Below are 15801 nucleotides of genomic sequence, written 5' to 3' on the forward strand. Positions count from 1 at the left end.
AAGGGAGAGTGCCCGAGGTCGAAGTCGACTGCGGTGCTTATAAACTGGCGCGTCTTCCATTCCGCCACATCGACCTGAGTCGATGACGGGATTCGAACCCGCATGAGGGACTCACCCCCACCAGTTCCCGAAGTAACCGCTGCCTGCGCACCGGGCACCCACCAAATGCCGAGCCTCCCGAGATCAAATCGGCGGCGGCATGGGATTCTTTGGAAGAAGTAGCCGCAGCCCGCGCACCGGGAGGTGCATGAAGTTGTGGTGTCCAGAGTTCAAGGCCGGCGGAACCGACGTAGGTGCTCTAACCCCTGAGCTACACCGGCGCGTTGTACCGGTGGCGGGACTCGAACCCGCGGCCGCCCCATTATCAGTGGAAGTAGGTCCTGCCTTCGCACCTGGACGTTCTTCACTCTAGGAGGCGGCCGCGAGTCGGGCGAACGAATTAATTACTTCTTCTGGCGCTTCCAGGGGCCCGTGATGGCGAGCATGATGCCGGGCGTCTGGATGTTGGCGTAGAGCGTCTTGCCGTCGGGCGAGAAGGTCACGCCGGTGAACTCGCTGTATTCCGGCTTCTCTTCGGTGCCGATGTTGAGTTCGTTGCGGGCGATCGGGTACGTGCGTCCGCTCTCGGTCGCGCCGAACAGGTGCTGGATGCCCTCGCCGTCCTCGGCGATGACGAGGCCGCCGTAGGGGGAGACGGTGATGTTGTCGGGGCCGTCGAACGCGCCGTCCACGGACGGGTCGGGGTTGACGCCGATCAGCACCTTCAGGGTCAGGGTGCGGCGCTTGGGGTCGTAGAACCAGACGGCGCCGTCGTGCTGGACGGGGCTCTCGGTGCGGGCGAACGAGGAGACGATGTAGGTGCCGCCGTCACCCCACCACATGCCCTCCAGCTTGCGGGCGCGGGTGACCTCGCCGGCCGCGAACTGCTTGCGGACCGACACCGACTTCGCGTCGCGGTCGGGGACGGTCACCCAGTCGACGCCGTAGACCGTGCCGATCTTCGTGGCGCGGGAGAGGTCGTCGATGAACTTGCCGCCGGAGTCGAAGCACTTGAAGGCCTCAAGGACGCCCGCGTCGTCGGCGAGAGTGCGGAGCTTGCCGCGGCCGTGGTGGAAGTGCTCGGGCGGGGTCCAGCGGTAGAGGAGGCCGTTCGGGTTGGCCGCGTCCTCGGTCAGGTAGAGGTGGCCGCGCTTGGGGTCGACGACGACGGCCTCGTGGGCGTAGCGGCCAAGTGCCTTGATCGGCTTGGGGTTCCGGTTGGCGCGGCGGTCGACGGGGTCGACCTCGAAGACGTAGCCGTGGTCCTTGGTGAAGCCGTTGGTGCCGGTCTTGTCCTCGGTCTCCTCGCAGGTGAGCCAGGTGTCCCAAGGGGTGTTGCCGCCCGCGCAGTTGGTGGCGGTGCCGGCGATGCCGACCCACTCGGCGACGTGGTCGCGGCGGACCTCGACGACCGTGCAGCCGCCGGCCGCGGCGGGGTCGTAGACGAGGCCCTCGGTCAGCGGAACCGGGTGGGGCCAGTTGGCTCGGGGGCCGGCCAGTTCGTGGTTGTTGACGAGGAGGGTGGCGCCGCGCGGGCCGTCGAAGGTGGACGTGCCGTCGTGGTTGGAGGGGGTGAACTCGCCCGACTCCAGCTTGGTCTTGCCGCTGTAGGTGATGACGCGGTACTTGAAGCCGACGGGGAGGGCGAGGAGGCCGTCCGGGTCGGCGACCAGGGGGCCGTAGCCGACGCCGACATGGCCGTGGCCGTAGCCGGTCGCCGACTCCTCGGCCGCGGTCTCGGTGTCGGTGGCGGCGAGGGCGTTGGGGGCGGTGGCGAGGGCGCCGACGCTGCCCGCCAGGGCGACCCCGGCACCGGTGATCGCGGATTTCGCGGCGAAGTCTCTGCGGGTGAGCGACATGGTGTCTCCTGTGACGGTGGGTGTGCCGTGGAGGGTGGCGGACCTCGGTCGGCGCCACGCTCCCGCCCAGGTCTGAACGGGAGTTGAACACCGAGCGACATCACCAGTCTCTCTTCCATGAATCCGTATGCACTCTCCCACGAGACCCAAAAGTCCTCCGCCTCGGAAGGATTGACCGGCCGTCGCTTCGAAAGCAAGGTCAAAGGGGATGGATCGGATGGAAAGTATGGATCGGGGCGAAATTCGTGATTCATTTCAGATTGCCTTGACTCTGCCTGCCCCCGGCCATAGACCTGAAGAGCACACCGCGGAAGGCCGGTTCACGAATCCGGCCCGTGTGAGCGGGAAGTGCCCCCTTGAACGGCCCTTTCGAGAAGGCGCGATCGTCGCAGCCCATAAGGGACCAAGAGCCGTAATCCGATGAGGTGGTCTGGCGTGAGCCAGCCCGAGATGATGCGAGGACCGACTGGTGGTCAGCTGAGTGACAGCTCCCGCCAGCAAGCCAATTCAGACTTCCTGCGGCCGCAGTCGCCGCTGGCCAACGTCGTCGGCTTCGGCCACGGCGTGAAGTGGATCGACGGACAGGCCACCGGCGAAACAGCCGTGCTGGTGTTCGTGACCCAGAAGGTTCCGGAGTCCCAGCTCCCCGAGCGGGATGTCATCCCGCGGGTGATGGACGACGGCACCCCCACCGACGTCGTCGCGGTCGGCCATGTCGCCGCGCAGCGTCAGCAGCAGCAACGCAGGACCTCGGGCCGCTCCGAGGACCGTGGTGCCTCCTACCAGCCCGACAGCAGCACGTCCGAGCAACTCGCGGGCCTCGCACAGCCGTTGCTGGAAGAGCTCGGCGGGCTCGGCCAGTTCGAGCCGCAGATGCTCAAGCGGCGTATGCGCCCGGCCCGTTCGGGCGTCTCCATCGGCAACGTTCGGGTGACCGCGGGCACGATGGGCAGCGTGGTGTACGACTTCCTGCCGGGCGCCTCCGTGGACCCGCCGGGCCCCGGCCTCGGCACCCCCGCGAAGTTCTACGTCCTCTCCAACAACCACGTGCTGGCCGACTGCAACCGTGCCCAGCTGGGCAGCCCCATCCTGCAGCCCGGTGCGTACGACGGCGGCACGGACCCGGCGGACCGCCTCGCGACCCTGGACCGGTTCATCCCGATCCAGTTCGCGCCGCAGACCCCGGTGGAGCGCCACAACAACGTGGTGGACTGCGCGCTCGGCGCCGTGGACTTCCAGGACGCCACCCGTGAGCAGCACTTCAGCGGTGCGCCGCGCGCCTGGCGGCGCAAGGCCAACGTCTCGGTCGGCGACCTGGTGAAGAAGACCGGCCGTACGACGAACATCAGCTTCGGCCGGATCATCGCGACCGACGTCACGATCGATGTCGGCTACGGCACGGCGGGCACGGCCCGGTTCAAGGACCAGGTGCTGACGACGAGCATCTCGGCGGGCGGGGACTCCGGTTCGCTGGTGACCTCCCTCGACAACGTCGCGACCGGTCTGCTCTTCGCGGGCTCCTCGGTCGTCACCGTGGCCAACCACATCGAGAACGTCCGCGCACTGCTGCGGGTGGAGATCGCCGAGCAGTTGGCCTGACGGTCGATCGGAACCCGTAACGGTCACTCAACAGCCGTACCGGAAGAGGGAATCAGCATGACCACGCAGGCCAAGCGGCAGAAGAGCCACTCCGGCTCCGAGCACCGCTTCCACAATCCCCAGGGCGCGGAAGTCAAGACGCGCGACGAGGCGTTCGCCTCCCAGCAGGACATGACCACCGAGGCCGTTTCAGCGTCCGCCAAGCTGGAACTGCACAACGGAGCGATGACCATCGCCATCGAGGTGCGGTACAACCCCAACACCTACCCGCACGTCGTGACCGGCGGTCAGATCACCTCCGGCATCAGCGGCGCCCCCTGGGACATCACGGGCGGCTTCATGGGCGAGACGATCCGCCTCGACGCGAAGCGCACCGGCCAGGGCTCCTACGCCAACGCGATGACCCTCGTCGGCGAGTTCCAGAACCCGCCGGCCTACCGGGGTACGTACGGCTTCAACGGGGACACCTCGTCGTTCAAGCACACGACGAGCTACCACTGCTGAGGCGGTGAACGGTCGGGGTGTGGGGAGGCCGACGGCCCCACACCCCGGCTTTCCGCGTCAATTCTCTTGCTGGGAACACGCCTTGAAGGCGGTCTCAACTCCCCTGCTGGGAACGCGCCTTGAAGGCGGCCTTGCGTGCTTCCTTCGCGATCCGTTTGTCGGGGTGCAGTCGTCCCATCGCCTCCAGGATGTCCGCGGTCGCCGGGTGGTCCACCCGCCAGGCCGCCGCGAAGAAGCCGTTGTGCTGCTGGGCCAGGCCCTCGACCAGGGCCTGCAACTCCTCGGAGTTGCCCTCGGCGGCCAGTTGCGCGGCCACCGTGTCGACGGTCAGCCAGAAGACGAGTTCCTCGGAGGGCGCGGGGACGTCGCTCGCGCCGTGTTCGCTGAGGCAGACCCGGGCGAGGCCGCCCAGTTCGGGGTCGTCGAGCACCTCGCGCAGAGCGGGTTCGGCCTCCGGGCCGACGAGGGAGAGGGCCTGCTGGCAGAGCAGCCGGCGCAGCGGTGCGCCGGTGTCGGCACCGCGGGCCGCCGCCAGCAACTCCCGTGCGGCTGCGAGGGGTTGGCGGCCGGCCAGCCACTGTTCGGTCTCGGCCCGCGCGGCTCCCTGCGGGAAGGCCGACGTACCGTCGAGGAGCGCGTCCGCGCCCTTGTCGGCGAGGTCTCCGACAGCGGGCGCGACGAAGCCGGCCTCCTGGAGCCGGGCGCGCAGGCCGTAGAGGCCGAGGGGGGTGAGCCGCACCATGCCGTAGCGGGTGACGTCGGTCTCGTCGACGGAGGGCGAGGATCCGTCGGCCGATTCGTCGAAGTCGGCCATCAGGGCCTCGTCCACGGGCTGGTACTCGACGATCCCGACCGGTGCGAGCAGCCGGAACTGGTCGTCGAGGCGCATCATCGCGTCGGAGACCTGTTCCAGTACGTCGTTGGTGGGCTCCCCCATGTCGCTGGGCACGATCATCGACGCGGCCAGCGCGGGCAGCGGGACGGGGCCGTCGCCGGGGCCCTCCTCGTTGACAGTGAGGAGATAGAGGTTGCCGAGGACGCCGTCGAGGAACTCGGCCTCGGCCTCGGGGTCCCAGTCGAGTGACGAGAAATCGACCTCGCCGCCTTCCTCCACGGCGTCGACAAGACCGTCCAGATCGGGCACGCTCGCGTCCGCGAGGAGGGTGTCGAGGGCGCCCAGCCACACCGCGAGGACGTCGTGCGGCGAGCCCGAGGTGAGCAGCGCCAGCTCCTCGCCGGCCGCGACGGTGCCCTCGTCCTCGTCGACGATCTCGACGAGCCCGGTGTCGACCGCGACCCGCCAGGCCTCGCTGGCGTCGGCCGCCGCGTCGTCGCCGGTCAGCCCGAGGAGTTCGGCGGCGGCGGGCAGTTGCTCGTCGACAAGGCTGCCACCGGCGTCGATGCGGGTGTCGGGGCCTGCCCAGCGGGCGAGCCGGGCCGCGCGGGCGAGCAGGGGTGTGGACAGCGCGTCACGCGCCAGCTCCGCTTCGGAGTGCAGCCGCACCGGCGGCAGGGGGGAGCTGTCTGACATCGGTGGGTTCTCCTAGGGCGCCTCGAAGGCCGTACGACGGCCGTACACGACACACGACTCAGCCGCTCAGCCTAGACGGATTTCGACCCATGCCGCCCGGTTCATGTCCCGGCCACGAGGTGTACATGGCTGAAACCTTGACAACTGGGCTGCCCCGCAATGAGATTGACGCGCGTAGAAATGTCATGGACACCCGGTTCAGGTATCTTCTACGCGCGTCGCCACCGCCCCACCGGTCGCGGCTCCCACCGCCGCTGCACAGCTCCATCCACCCTCGTCCCGGCTCATGCATGTCCCCGGAGGGATCCCGTTGCCGAGCAAGTCCTCCGCGCGCCTCGCCGCGCTCACCGTCGCCGCCGTCTGTTCCGTGGCGTCCACGATCGTTCTCACCTCGCCCGCGCACGCCGACGGCGTCCGCATCCACGACATCCAGGGCACGACCCGGGTGTCGCCGTACGCCGGCCAGAAGGTCGCGGACGTACCGGGCATCGTCACGGGCGTCCGCACCTACGGTTCGTCCAAGGGTTTCTGGTTCCAGGACGCGACCCCGGACGACAACCCGGCGACCAGTGAAGGCGTGTTCGTCTTCACCAGCTCGACCCCGAAGGTCGCAGTCGGCGACTCGGTCACCGTCTCCGGCACGGTCTCCGAGTACGTGCCGGGCGGCGCCGCCACGGGCAACCAGGCGCTGACCGAGATCACCAAGCCGACGGTCACCGTCGTCTCCAGCGGCAACGCCGTGCCGGCCCCGGTCGTGATCGACTCCAAGTCCGTGCCGAGCAAGTACACGCCGGCCGGCGACACCGCCGCGAGCGGTTCGATCAACGCGCTGACCCTGGAGCCCAAGAAGTACGCCCTGGACTACTACGAGTCCCTTGAGGGCATGAACGTCCAGGTCTCCGACGCGCGTGTGGTCACCGCGACCGACCCGTACTCCGAGCTGTGGGTCACGGTGAAGCCGCACGAGAACGCCACCGAGCGCGGCGGCACGATCTACGGCTCCTACGACTCGCAGAACACGGGCCGCCTGCAGATCCAGTCCCTCGGCGCGACGGCGGACTTCCCGGTCGTCAACGTCGGCGACAAGCTCACCGGCACCACGGCAGGACCGCTGGACTTCAACCAGTACGGCGGCTACACCCTCGTCGCGAACGAGATCGGCACCGTGAAGAGCGGCGGCCTCCAGCGCGAGACGACGAAGAAGCAGTCGCGCGGCCAGCTGGCGGTGGCGACGTACAACGTCGAGAACCTCGACCCCTCGGACGGCAGCTTCGCCGCGCACGCCGCCGCGATCGTGAACAACCTGCAGTCCCCCGACATCGTGTCCCTGGAGGAGATCCAGGACAACAACGGTGCGACGGACGACGGCACGGTCGACGCGAGCGTGACGGTCAACAAGCTGATCGACGCGATCGTCGCGGCGGGCGGCCCGAAGTACGACTGGCGCTCGATCAGCCCGGTCAACGACCAGGACGGCGGCGAGCCCGGCGGCAACATCCGCCAGGTGTTCCTGTTCAACCCGCAGCGGGTCTCCTTCACCGACCGCGCGGGCGGCGACTCGACGACGGCCGTCGGTGTCACCAAGGTGCACGGCAAGGCCCAGCTGACGGTCTCCCCCGGCCGGATCGACCCGGCCAACGCGGCCTGGACCGCAAGCCGCAAGCCGCTCGCGGGCGAGTTCGTCTTCAAGGGCAAGACCGTCTTCGTGATCGCCAACCACCTGATCTCCAAGGGTGGCGACCAGCCGCTGACCGCGCAGTACCAGCCGGTCACCCGCAGCTCGGAGACCCAGCGGCACGCGCAGGCGACGGCGGTCAACGCCTTCGTCAAGGAGATCCTCGCCGCGCAGAAGAACGCGGACGTGATCACGCTCGGCGACATGAACGACTTCGAGTTCTCCGACACCGCGAAGATCCTCGAAGGCGACGGCGAGCTGTACTCGGCGATCAAGTCCCTGCCGAAGAACGAGCGTTACACGTACGACTACCAGGGCAACGAGCAGGTCCTGGACCAGATCCTGATCAGCCCGTCGATCCGCAAGGACTGCTTCGAGTACGACAGCGTCCACATCAACGCGGAGTTCAACGACCAGATCAGCGACCACGACCCGCAGGTGCTGCGCTTCCAGCCGTAGCACCTACGGGCCCACGGGGGTGGGTGGACGGGGTCTCGCCGACTTGCACCAGGTCAGGCGAAGGCCCCGTCCAGCCAGTTCTGCCAGGCGAGTTCGTTCGTCTTGGCGTCGGCGTCCGACGCGAAGTCGTGGACGCTGATGCCGACCGGGGCACCCCAGTGGTTGCGCCCGAAGAAGCGGATCAGCGCGCTGTCGGTGCGCAGTCCGATGAAGTTCGGGTCGCGGAAGTCCAGTACGGCGTCGAGGAGTTGACCCTTGGGCCCGCGGGCCTGGACCCGTGCCCCCTCAGCGGTGTCGTCCCCGAGACCGAGCGCCCGGCCGACAACTTCGAAGGCATCGGCGGCAGTTGAGGCGTCGGGGCCGTTGAGCGTCGCGAACGCGACCTGCCGGCCCGCGAAGTGGGTGACGTACTCCCGCAGTGTGTGCAGGTAGAAGGCGTTGTGCTTGCGCGCGCCGTCGTACTGGTTGTCCCAGTCGTCGGTGAAGATTCCGCTGTGCACGTACCGCACCCAGGCACGACGGCCGTCGTCGCGGGGCTCGATGGTCTCGTCGATCTGGTTGAGGCTCTGGGTCGGGAAGCCGACGTCCTCGGTGAGGGCGGTGAGCCGGTGCGGCGGGTCGAAGTTGGTGAGGGTCGACCCGAAGGGCCCGACGCGCTTCTCGCCGTCGAACTCCATCGGCCACAACCAGCCGCCGGTGCCGTCGGTGATGGCCGCCCACACCTGCTCCGGCGTGGCGTCGACCTCGAACTCGTAGACGATCTCGAATTCCTTGGACATGTCTAGCTCCTGAGTACTACTGGTTCCACTGGTTCTATTGGTCCAGTTCTGGGGTGGATGGCTTCTTGACCGTGGGATGGACGGCGACCACGATCCGATGGTCGCGGCCCTCCTCCGCCTCCCCCGCGTCGTACTTGCGGATGAGGGCGCTCACCCCGGCGGTCAGTTCCCGGATGAACGCGGCCCGGTCGGCGGCGGAGGCGAAACGCACCTCGCCGTCCAGCGCGTACGTCGCCAGCCGCTTGTGGGCCTTCTCCGCACCGGTGATCAGTGAGCCGACATCCCGCACCAGCCGGGCGCCGAGCGCCAGCAGCCAGCGCGCGGAGAGCTGGTCGCGGAACCGGTCCGGGTCCGGCTGCACGGCGGCGAGCGCGAGCGGTGAGATGACGTACGACGCGGCGGTCGCGCGCATCAGCCGCTCGGTGACATTGCCCTTGCGCCGCTCCCCCGCCAGCTCGACCAGGCCGTGCCGCTCCAGCGCCTTGAGGTGGTAGTTCACCTTCTGCCGGGGCAGTCCGACCTTGCCGGCCAGCATGGCGGCGGACGCGGGTCCCGCCCCCAGCTCGGCGAGCAGTCTGGCCCTTATGGGGTCCAGCGAGACGGCTGCGGCCTCGGGGTCCTCGATCACGGTGACGTCCAGCATGCGTCCACCGTCTCACCGAACACTTTTTCTGTCCAGGGGAGTGAGATTGTCGGTGGAGACGCGTCTCGAAGCGCCGCAGCGCGCTCACGGCGGCGGCTCTCACGGAATCGGTGTCTGCCCTGGAGCCGGCGATCGAATCAGAGATCCGCGGCCCCGGGGAGGTGCGTCTCGCCGGCTCCTCGGCCCGACCGGTGGCGGGAGGTGGACTTCCTGGACGCGGCTGCCGAGGCCGAGTGCTGGCAGCTGGTCGCCGAGGCCGGCCTCAGGAGGGCCACGCAGTCGCCGCCGTGTCTTTGATCAGCTGGGGACCAGCCCGAGGGCGTGGTCGTAGCGGCTGACCGTGGTGCTCTTCAGGCCGGGCCAGGTCTGGACACGTTGCCACTGCGCGGTGGCGGAGCCGATGCCGGCGCCGGGGGCCGCGAGGGCCTCGATGTGGGACTGGGGGCTGTCCCACTCGGCGTAGTTGAGGACGCGGGTGCCGTCGGTGGAGAGGTGGAAGTGGGCGGCGATACCGCCGGGGTGCGGCGCGGGCTCGTTCTCCAGCGCCTCGAACACGGCGTCCACCCAGGCCCGTTGGCGGTCGGGGTCGGGTCCCTCGAACTCCACGTCGACGATCACGACGCACCCCGGTACCCGGCCGCCGCGCCCGCCCCGGTCCGTGAGACCGCCGCTGCGGTAGTGCCCGTAGCGGCCGGGGCCGAGCCGCTCGATGCCCGGTACGGCGGTGTCGATCTCGTCGACGAGCTCCTGACGGCGGGTCTTGGCGAAGGCCTCGTAGGCCTGCTCGCTCACCCACTGCGAGTAGTGCAGCACGGTGGAGGTGTCGTGCCCGGTGTAGAGGTGATGGCCGAGGAGGTCGTCGGCGGGCCACGGCCGGCGCTCCCACGCGCCGGCGACCGCCTCGACGGTCTGCCGCTGGCGCAGCCCTGTGCCGACGCACCAGGTACTGAAGAAGGGAGCGCCGACGCGGGGGTCGGAGAGATCGGGGTGCGAGTCGGTACGACGGGTCATGCGGGCCTCCGCTGCTCGGTTCGGGTAGGTGCACCGACCAGCCTTCAACCTCGACCAATATTGAGGTCAAGGGCCGGGCTACTGCTGTGCCGTGCCCCCTTCCAGTCGCGCCAGCCTGCTCTGGAACCAGTCGAGCCGGGCCTGCAACAGGGCTGCCTCCGCGACGAGTTCGGGCACACCGAGTCCCTCGGGCGGTCCGGGTTCGGCGGTCACCGTTTCGGTGCCGCTCCCGGCCACCACCCGCAGTCCGTCCCCGGCCAGCCGGGCGAACGCCGCGAGCGAGACGGACGTACGACCACGCACGCACCCCGCGCAGGCGGCGGCGAGGGCGCGCCAACCCGGCCTGCCCCAGCCCGCGTCGGCGAGCGCGACGGCCCGGGCGGCGCAGGCACAGGGGCCGACGGTGGCGGTGCGGACGCGCTGGCGGGCGTAGCGGAAGCCGCGTTCGAAGCGGATGTAGGCGCCGAGGACGGTGATGTCGAGGAGGACTGCGGCGCGGTGCTCGGCGGTGCACAACAGGGCCTCCGCCGCCGTCCGTTCGTGCACACAGTGGAAGCCGCAGTCGCAGCGGCGCGCGGGTGCCCGGTGCCGTCGGCCGTAGACGCAGGACGCGTCGGCCACGACTCCGTACGGCAGCGCGCCCCCCAGTGACACACCGGTGAACCCGGCCCGGGTGCCGTCCTGGGACAGCACCGGGTGGGCGATCTTGAATCCGGTCGGCGGCTCCGTCGGGCGTTCCTCGGGGAGCCGCAGTCTCATCGGGCGGCCGGGACCTCTTCGGGCGCCTTCTCCTCCGTGAACTCCGCGATGCTCTCGGGGAGTTCGAGTTCCTCGTGGTGGATCTGCGGCCGCTCCTCGGCGACTCCGGTGGCCAGTGCCTTGCCGAGCTTCATGACGCCTCCCGTGACCAGGGGGTGGATGAACTTCCCACGCCTGTGACCTTCCTGACCATGGTGAACCATGAAGGGGCCAATTGGACATAGGGCCTTGGGCCGGGGGGAGCGGCCTGGGGTCCGGGGCCCGAAGGACGCGGCCCGGGCGTCATTCCGAAATCCAATGGAGTCTCCGCTGCGGGCCAGGCACAATTCCCCGTGAATTCGGGGCGAGGGGGAGCTTGTTGAGGTTTTTGGACGTGTTCGCGTGCGCCGGGTGCGGTACCGAGCTCACGGCGCCGGTGTCCCGGGTCGCCCTGCCTGTTCACGTCCACCACGGCGGGTGGGAGCAACTCCACCCTCCGCTGATGGAACCCTCGACATACGCCGTCGATCCCCGGCCCACCGGACCGCCCTGGCGGCGCTGGGCGGAGGTCGGGGCGGACGCGGCTGCCCGGCAGGGCGTGTTCGCGCCGGTGTACTCCGTTTCCTTCGGCGCACGGAACAGGATCGTCATCGCTCCCGGCGACTCCCGGTCCATGACCCTGATCCCCGAGAAGTGCGAAGGCTACTGCCGGGGTGTGGACGGCCGGGCCGGGCCCAACCTGGCGTGTGTGGGATGCGGACGGGCCGTGGCCACCCGCATGGACGACTGCGGAATGTGGCAGACGGTGTGGCTCGAACCCGACGCGGTCGCACGCCGCTCCTCGGGGCTCCCGGCCGGTCCGCCTCCCGACTGGGACGACCTGACCCGCGCCGACCATCGCGTCCCGCCTGTCGAACCCGACGGTTCGTGGAGCCGACGTTGGGAGGCCGCGGTCGCGGTCGCGCTGGCCCATCTCGTGGCAGTCACCGAGGACCGCCCGGTGAGCCTCCCCGCCGGTGCCGTCGCCGAGTTGCTGGGTCACGCCGTCGACCGGTACCTCCCCGCGGGGCCGGATGCCCGGTCCACAGGACTGGCCGGGCCGGGGACACGCCCGCCCCAGCCCCGCCCCGACGTCCTCCTCGTCCCCCGCCACCCCCTCACCGGGGCGCCCTGGCGTCCGCCGGGCGACGAGGGAGCGGTGGTGCCGCTGGACAGCGGGGTCTGGGCTTACCTCGCCCACCCCGGCGAGACTTCGCCCCTGCCCGCGACCGGGGGCCTCCCGGCGGGCGTCCTGCGCGACGACTACCCGCTGCCGCCGCGCCCGTTGTACCTACTGACACCGCACCACGCCGCCTTCGAGGACACGCTGGTCCGGCTGCCCGCCATCCGCGCGCCCCGGCTGCGCAGGTACCGCGAGGCGTACCACCGGGCAGTCTCGCCAACACCCCGGTGAAGGCGGGGACGTTGGCGGCGGCGGTGCCTCAAGCCGCCCCCAACGCCTTCGCCACCGCGTCCCGGACGTCTTGCTGCGAGGGTGCGGATCGGCCCTGGTGTGCGGCGAGTTCGGCGAGGGAGGTCATTGTCACGCCGGGCAGGCCGCAGGCTGTGAAGCGGGTGAACTCCGTGAGGTCGGGGGCGATGTTGAGGGCGAAGCCGTGGCTGGTGATGCCGCCTCTGATGCGCATGCCGATCGAGGCGAGCTTGGCGCCGTCCGGTGTCCACACGCCGACCAGGGACTGGGCACGCGGCGGGGTGTCCCTTCGTAGCGTCTCGAAACCGAGGGTGGCGCAGGCGTCGATCAGGGCGTGCTCGACCTGGCGCACGATGTCGGCGGGGCCGCGCTCGCGCAGGTTCAGGACCAGGTAGCCGATCAGCTGGCCGGGGCCGTGGTAGGTGGCCTGGCCGCCGCGGTCGACCGGGACCAGGGGGATCGGTGAGTCGGCGGGGAGTTCGGCGGGCGGGGTGCGGGAGCCGTAGGTGATGACGGGCGGGTGGCTGAGCAGGGCGAGCCGGTCGGGGATCTCGCCGGCGCGGCGTTGCCGGACCCAGCCGGTCATCCGCTCGACGGCCTCCTCGTACGGCACTTCGCCGAGGTCGAGTCGCTCGATGCCTCCGCCGGCCGCTCCGCTCCCGCGCACGTCGGTCCTGCCCACTTCAGCCATTCCGCAGTATTCCTTATCAATACCCTGTAGGAAATTTAAGTGGAGCTTCACTGTCGCTCTGCCGAGACTACTCCCATGACGAACGCCGCAACCTCCGCCGCGTCCCCTTTCGGCCGTGCCCTCTGCGCGATGATCACCCCCTTCACCGAGTCGGGTGCGCTCGACCTCGACGGGGCCCAACTCCTCGCCGAGCGGCTGGTGTCGGAGGGATGCGACGGGCTCGTGCTGTCCGGGACGACCGGTGAGTCGCCGACCACGACGGACGCGGAGAAGGCGGCGCTCGTCACGGCCGTCCGCGAGGCCGTCGGCGACGGCGTCCCCCTCGTCTCGGGCGTGGGCACCTTCGACACCCGGCACACCGTGGAACTCGCCCTGCAGGCCCAAAAGGCGGGCGCGGACGGTGTGTTGGTGGTCTCCCCGTACTACAGCAGACCCCCGCAGGACGCCCTGGAGGCCCACTTCCGCGAGGTCGCCGACGCCTCGGGACTCCCCCTCGTGCTCTACGACATCCCGGGCCGCACCGGCACCCGAATCGAACCGGAGACCATGATCCGGCTCGCCGAGCACCCCCGGATCGTGGCGGTCAAGGACTGCTCCTACGACTTTCTCGGCACCCAAAAGGTGCTGGACCGGACCGACTTGGCGTACTACGCGGGCTGCGACGAACACATTCTGGCGTTGTACGCGGTGGGGGCCACAGGGTATGTGAGCACCGTCGCCAACGTCGTACCGGCCCAACTGCGCGCGATCCTCGACGCGTTCGAGGCGGGCGACACCCCCGTGTCCGCCCGCCTCCAGCAACGCGCCACGCCCCTCATCGAGTTGATGACGGCGGCGGGACTGCCCGGCACGGTCACCTCGAAGGCCCTCCTCAACGCCCTGGGTCTGCCCGGGGGTTCGGTCCGGGCGCCGCTCCGGCCCGCCGGCCGGGATGCGGTCGACGGGCTGGTGGCGGCGTACGAGGAGTTCATGGCCGGCTGACCGAGGTGTCCGCTGTGCTCAGCGCTGCGCGAACACGGGCTGCCAGCGTCCGGCGCTTACGTCGGTGCCCTTGCGGAAGCCGCTCAGCGGTACCTCCTTGTCACTGCCGATGGTGACCAGCACCAGCCGCTGGTGGAACTCGCTCTCCCCCGCGCCCTTCCCGATGTCCCAGGCGATGAGCGTCCTGTCGTCGGCCCAGGCGAGCAGTTCCTGTCCGTGGACCTCGGTCTTCGCGCCGGTGGCGGAGCCGGTGACGTAGGACGAGGTGTGCCACTGCTGACCCGCGAAGTCACCGGCGACCAGCTTGCCGCTGGGAGACACCCCCGCCTGGATGTACCAGGACCGGTACTTGTCGGCGCCCGTCGGTGCGGGGACCTCGGTGCCCGAGAAGTCGTAGAACAGCTTGCCGATGTCGTCCGAGGGGACGCCGCCCCAGACATGTCTTCCGTCGCGGGTGAGGGCGAAGTCCTGGCGGTTGTTGATCATGCCGTTCCGGCCGTCCGCGCGTTGACCGTCACCGACATCGACCGGGCCCCAGGGTCCCTTGCCGGAGGCGACGTCGAGGACGTAGAAACCGGAGCGGACCGACGGTCGTGCGGGCTCCCCGACATTGGCGTTCGGGTCCGCCGGGTGGAACTCCGCGTCGGGGTTGTAGGTGTAGGTCGTCGCGACCAGTTTCCGGCCGTCGGCCGAGAACGACAGGCCACCGACCTTGTGACCGACCGGGATCCACCGCTTCACCTCACCGGAGGCCAGGTCGAGCAGGCCGATCCGGGAGGCGGGCAGGGTCCGTTCCAGGACGGCGGCGGTCTTCATGCCCGGAGCGATGGCGACGAACGACCACTTGGGGGCCTTCACATAGGTGCCGGTCTTCTGGTCGAGCAGCCAGTAGGTGCGCTCGGAGACGGATTCCGTGGCCGACTTCTTGACCGTGGTCGGGATGTAGTAGGCGGCAAGTGCCGCGTGCCCGGCGGCGATCAGCTCCTGCGGCGGCGACTGGCTCGGGTGACCGCTCACCTTGTCCGGGTCCACGACATTCGCCGGACGGACATCACTCTTCCCCGAGTCGAGCAGCGGCACGCCCACGGCGACGGCGGCCACCGCGACGGTGACGGCGACGACGGTCACCAGCCTTCGGGTACGGCGGCGCCGGCGGACGGCGAACACCCGGTCGGCGAACCCCGGTCCCGCCGGGGGCTGTTCGGCGGCCTGTTCACGCAAGGCTTCGCGTACGAGATCGTCGACGTTCACGGACGCACCTCCACGGGCAAGTGGTCACCGGACGGCCGGAGTTCGGTGTCGGCCGCGCCCAGGGCGGCCAGTTCGGGCGCCAGGACGCGCAGCCGGGCGAGGGAACGGTGGGTGGTGGACCGTACGGTGCCGACCGAACAGCCCAGCAGCCGGGCCACTTCGGCCTCCGGCAGGTCCTCGAAGTAGCGCAGCACGAGGACGGTGCGCTGGCGGGCGGTGAGCCGGGACAGCGCCTCGCGCATCACGACGCGCAGCTCGGCGGCGGACGAGGTGTCCGGGGCCGAGCGGGTCTCCGGCGGTTCGGCGACGGTCAGTTCACGTCTTCGCCACTTCAGCCGCCACCGGCTGACCTGCTGGCGGTAGAGGATCTGCCGTACATACGCTTCGGGTTCGTCGATCCGCTCCCACCGTCCGGCCGCCTTGGCCAGGGCGTTCTGCAGCAGATCCTCACCGGCGTGCCGGTCTCCCCCGCTGAGCAGCACGGCGGTCCTCAGCAGCGCCGACGACCTGTTGTCCACGAAGTCCCGGAAACCTTCCAGCTCTTCGGCATCCATCGTCACCTTCACTCAC

15 protein-coding genes are annotated in these 15801 nt (G+C 69.8%); 5 read left to right on the plus strand and 10 right to left on the minus strand.

The features are described from left to right. Nucleotides 1-443: 443 nt before the first annotated feature. Nucleotides 444-1898, minus strand: coding sequence for a PhoX family protein (locus OC490_RS34780; protein ID WP_262062006.1), 1455 nt, complete (start codon nt 1896-1898; stop codon nt 444-446). Between the two features lie 435 nt (nt 1899-2333). Here OC490_RS34780 and OC490_RS34785 point away from each other — a divergent pair, with 435 nt between their 5' ends. Further along, complete coding sequence (locus tag OC490_RS34785; protein ID WP_262062007.1) at nt 2334-3497, plus strand: S1 family peptidase; 1164 nt, start codon at nt 2334-2336, stop codon at nt 3495-3497. A gap of 57 nt (nt 3498-3554) precedes the next feature. After that, nucleotides 3555-4001, plus strand: coding sequence for a hypothetical protein (locus tag OC490_RS34790; RefSeq protein ID WP_262062008.1), 447 nt, complete (start codon nt 3555-3557; stop codon nt 3999-4001). A gap of 94 nt (nt 4002-4095) precedes the next feature. Here OC490_RS34790 and OC490_RS34795 read toward each other — a convergent pair whose 3' ends face one another. Next, nucleotides 4096-5532, minus strand: a complete 1437-nt coding sequence (locus OC490_RS34795) for a hypothetical protein (RefSeq protein WP_262062009.1) — start codon at nt 5530-5532, stop codon at nt 4096-4098. Nucleotides 5533-5842: 310 nt separating this feature from the next. Between OC490_RS34795 and OC490_RS34800 the strand changes: the two genes are divergently transcribed. Continuing rightward, nucleotides 5843-7666, plus strand: coding sequence for an endonuclease/exonuclease/phosphatase family protein (locus tag OC490_RS34800; RefSeq protein WP_262062010.1), 1824 nt, complete (start codon nt 5843-5845; stop codon nt 7664-7666). A gap of 53 nt (nt 7667-7719) precedes the next feature. Here the strand turns inward: OC490_RS34800 and OC490_RS34805 are convergent, their stop codons facing one another. The 5 genes from OC490_RS34805 to OC490_RS34825 all read right to left on the minus strand — a co-directional run bounded on the left by OC490_RS34805 (nt 7720) and on the right by OC490_RS34825 (nt 10992). Then, the gene (locus OC490_RS34805; protein WP_262062011.1) at nt 7720-8445 is read right to left on the minus strand and encodes an SRPBCC domain-containing protein; all 726 of its coding nucleotides are present in this window, start codon (nt 8443-8445) and stop codon (nt 7720-7722) included. 34 nt (nt 8446-8479) lie between these two features. Continuing rightward, on the minus strand, nt 8480-9088 hold the full coding sequence (locus OC490_RS34810) for an ArsR/SmtB family transcription factor (RefSeq protein ID WP_262062012.1): 609 nt from the start codon (nt 9086-9088) through the stop codon (nt 8480-8482). A gap of 297 nt (nt 9089-9385) precedes the next feature. Next, nucleotides 9386-10099 (minus strand): antibiotic biosynthesis monooxygenase, encoded by a 714-nt coding sequence (locus OC490_RS34815; protein WP_262062013.1) that lies wholly within the window; start codon nt 10097-10099, stop codon nt 9386-9388. Nucleotides 10100-10177: 78 nt separating this feature from the next. Further along, nucleotides 10178-10858: a hypothetical protein gene (locus OC490_RS34820; protein WP_262062014.1), complete on the minus strand. Its 681-nt coding sequence runs from the start codon at nt 10856-10858 to the stop codon at nt 10178-10180. Beyond that, nucleotides 10855-10992, minus strand: coding sequence for a hypothetical protein (locus OC490_RS34825; RefSeq protein ID WP_262062015.1), 138 nt, complete (start codon nt 10990-10992; stop codon nt 10855-10857). Before OC490_RS34825 ends, OC490_RS34820 begins: the two co-directional genes overlap by 4 nt. Before the next feature lie 233 nt (nt 10993-11225). Here OC490_RS34825 and OC490_RS34830 point away from each other — a divergent pair, with 233 nt between their 5' ends. Continuing rightward, a complete protein-coding gene (locus OC490_RS34830; RefSeq protein WP_262062050.1) occupies nt 11226-12290 on the plus strand; it encodes a hypothetical protein in 1065 nt (354 codons plus the stop codon). Between the two features lie 28 nt (nt 12291-12318). On the opposite strand, the gene lipB is transcribed toward OC490_RS34830, so the two are convergent. Then, nucleotides 12319-12999: a lipoyl(octanoyl) transferase LipB gene (lipB, locus tag OC490_RS34835; protein ID WP_262062016.1), complete on the minus strand. Its 681-nt coding sequence runs from the start codon at nt 12997-12999 to the stop codon at nt 12319-12321. Between the two features lie 75 nt (nt 13000-13074). Here lipB and dapA point away from each other — a divergent pair, with 75 nt between their 5' ends. Beyond that, the gene (dapA, locus tag OC490_RS34840; protein WP_262062017.1) at nt 13075-13980 is read left to right on the plus strand and encodes a 4-hydroxy-tetrahydrodipicolinate synthase; all 906 of its coding nucleotides are present in this window, start codon (nt 13075-13077) and stop codon (nt 13978-13980) included. 18 nt (nt 13981-13998) lie between these two features. Here the strand turns inward: dapA and OC490_RS34845 are convergent, their stop codons facing one another. Both OC490_RS34845 and OC490_RS34850 read right to left on the minus strand, forming a co-directional pair. After that, complete coding sequence (locus OC490_RS34845) at nt 13999-15231, minus strand: WD40 repeat domain-containing protein (RefSeq protein ID WP_262062018.1); 1233 nt, start codon at nt 15229-15231, stop codon at nt 13999-14001. Further along, nucleotides 15228-15785, minus strand: a complete 558-nt coding sequence (locus tag OC490_RS34850; RefSeq protein WP_262062019.1) for a SigE family RNA polymerase sigma factor — start codon at nt 15783-15785, stop codon at nt 15228-15230. Before OC490_RS34850 ends, OC490_RS34845 begins: the two co-directional genes overlap by 4 nt. Nucleotides 15786-15801 lie beyond the last annotated feature (16 nt).

This window comes from Streptomyces sp. STR69 (genome assembly GCF_024519455.1).
In the GTDB taxonomy this organism is placed as follows: domain Bacteria; phylum Actinomycetota; class Actinomycetes; order Streptomycetales; family Streptomycetaceae; genus Streptomyces.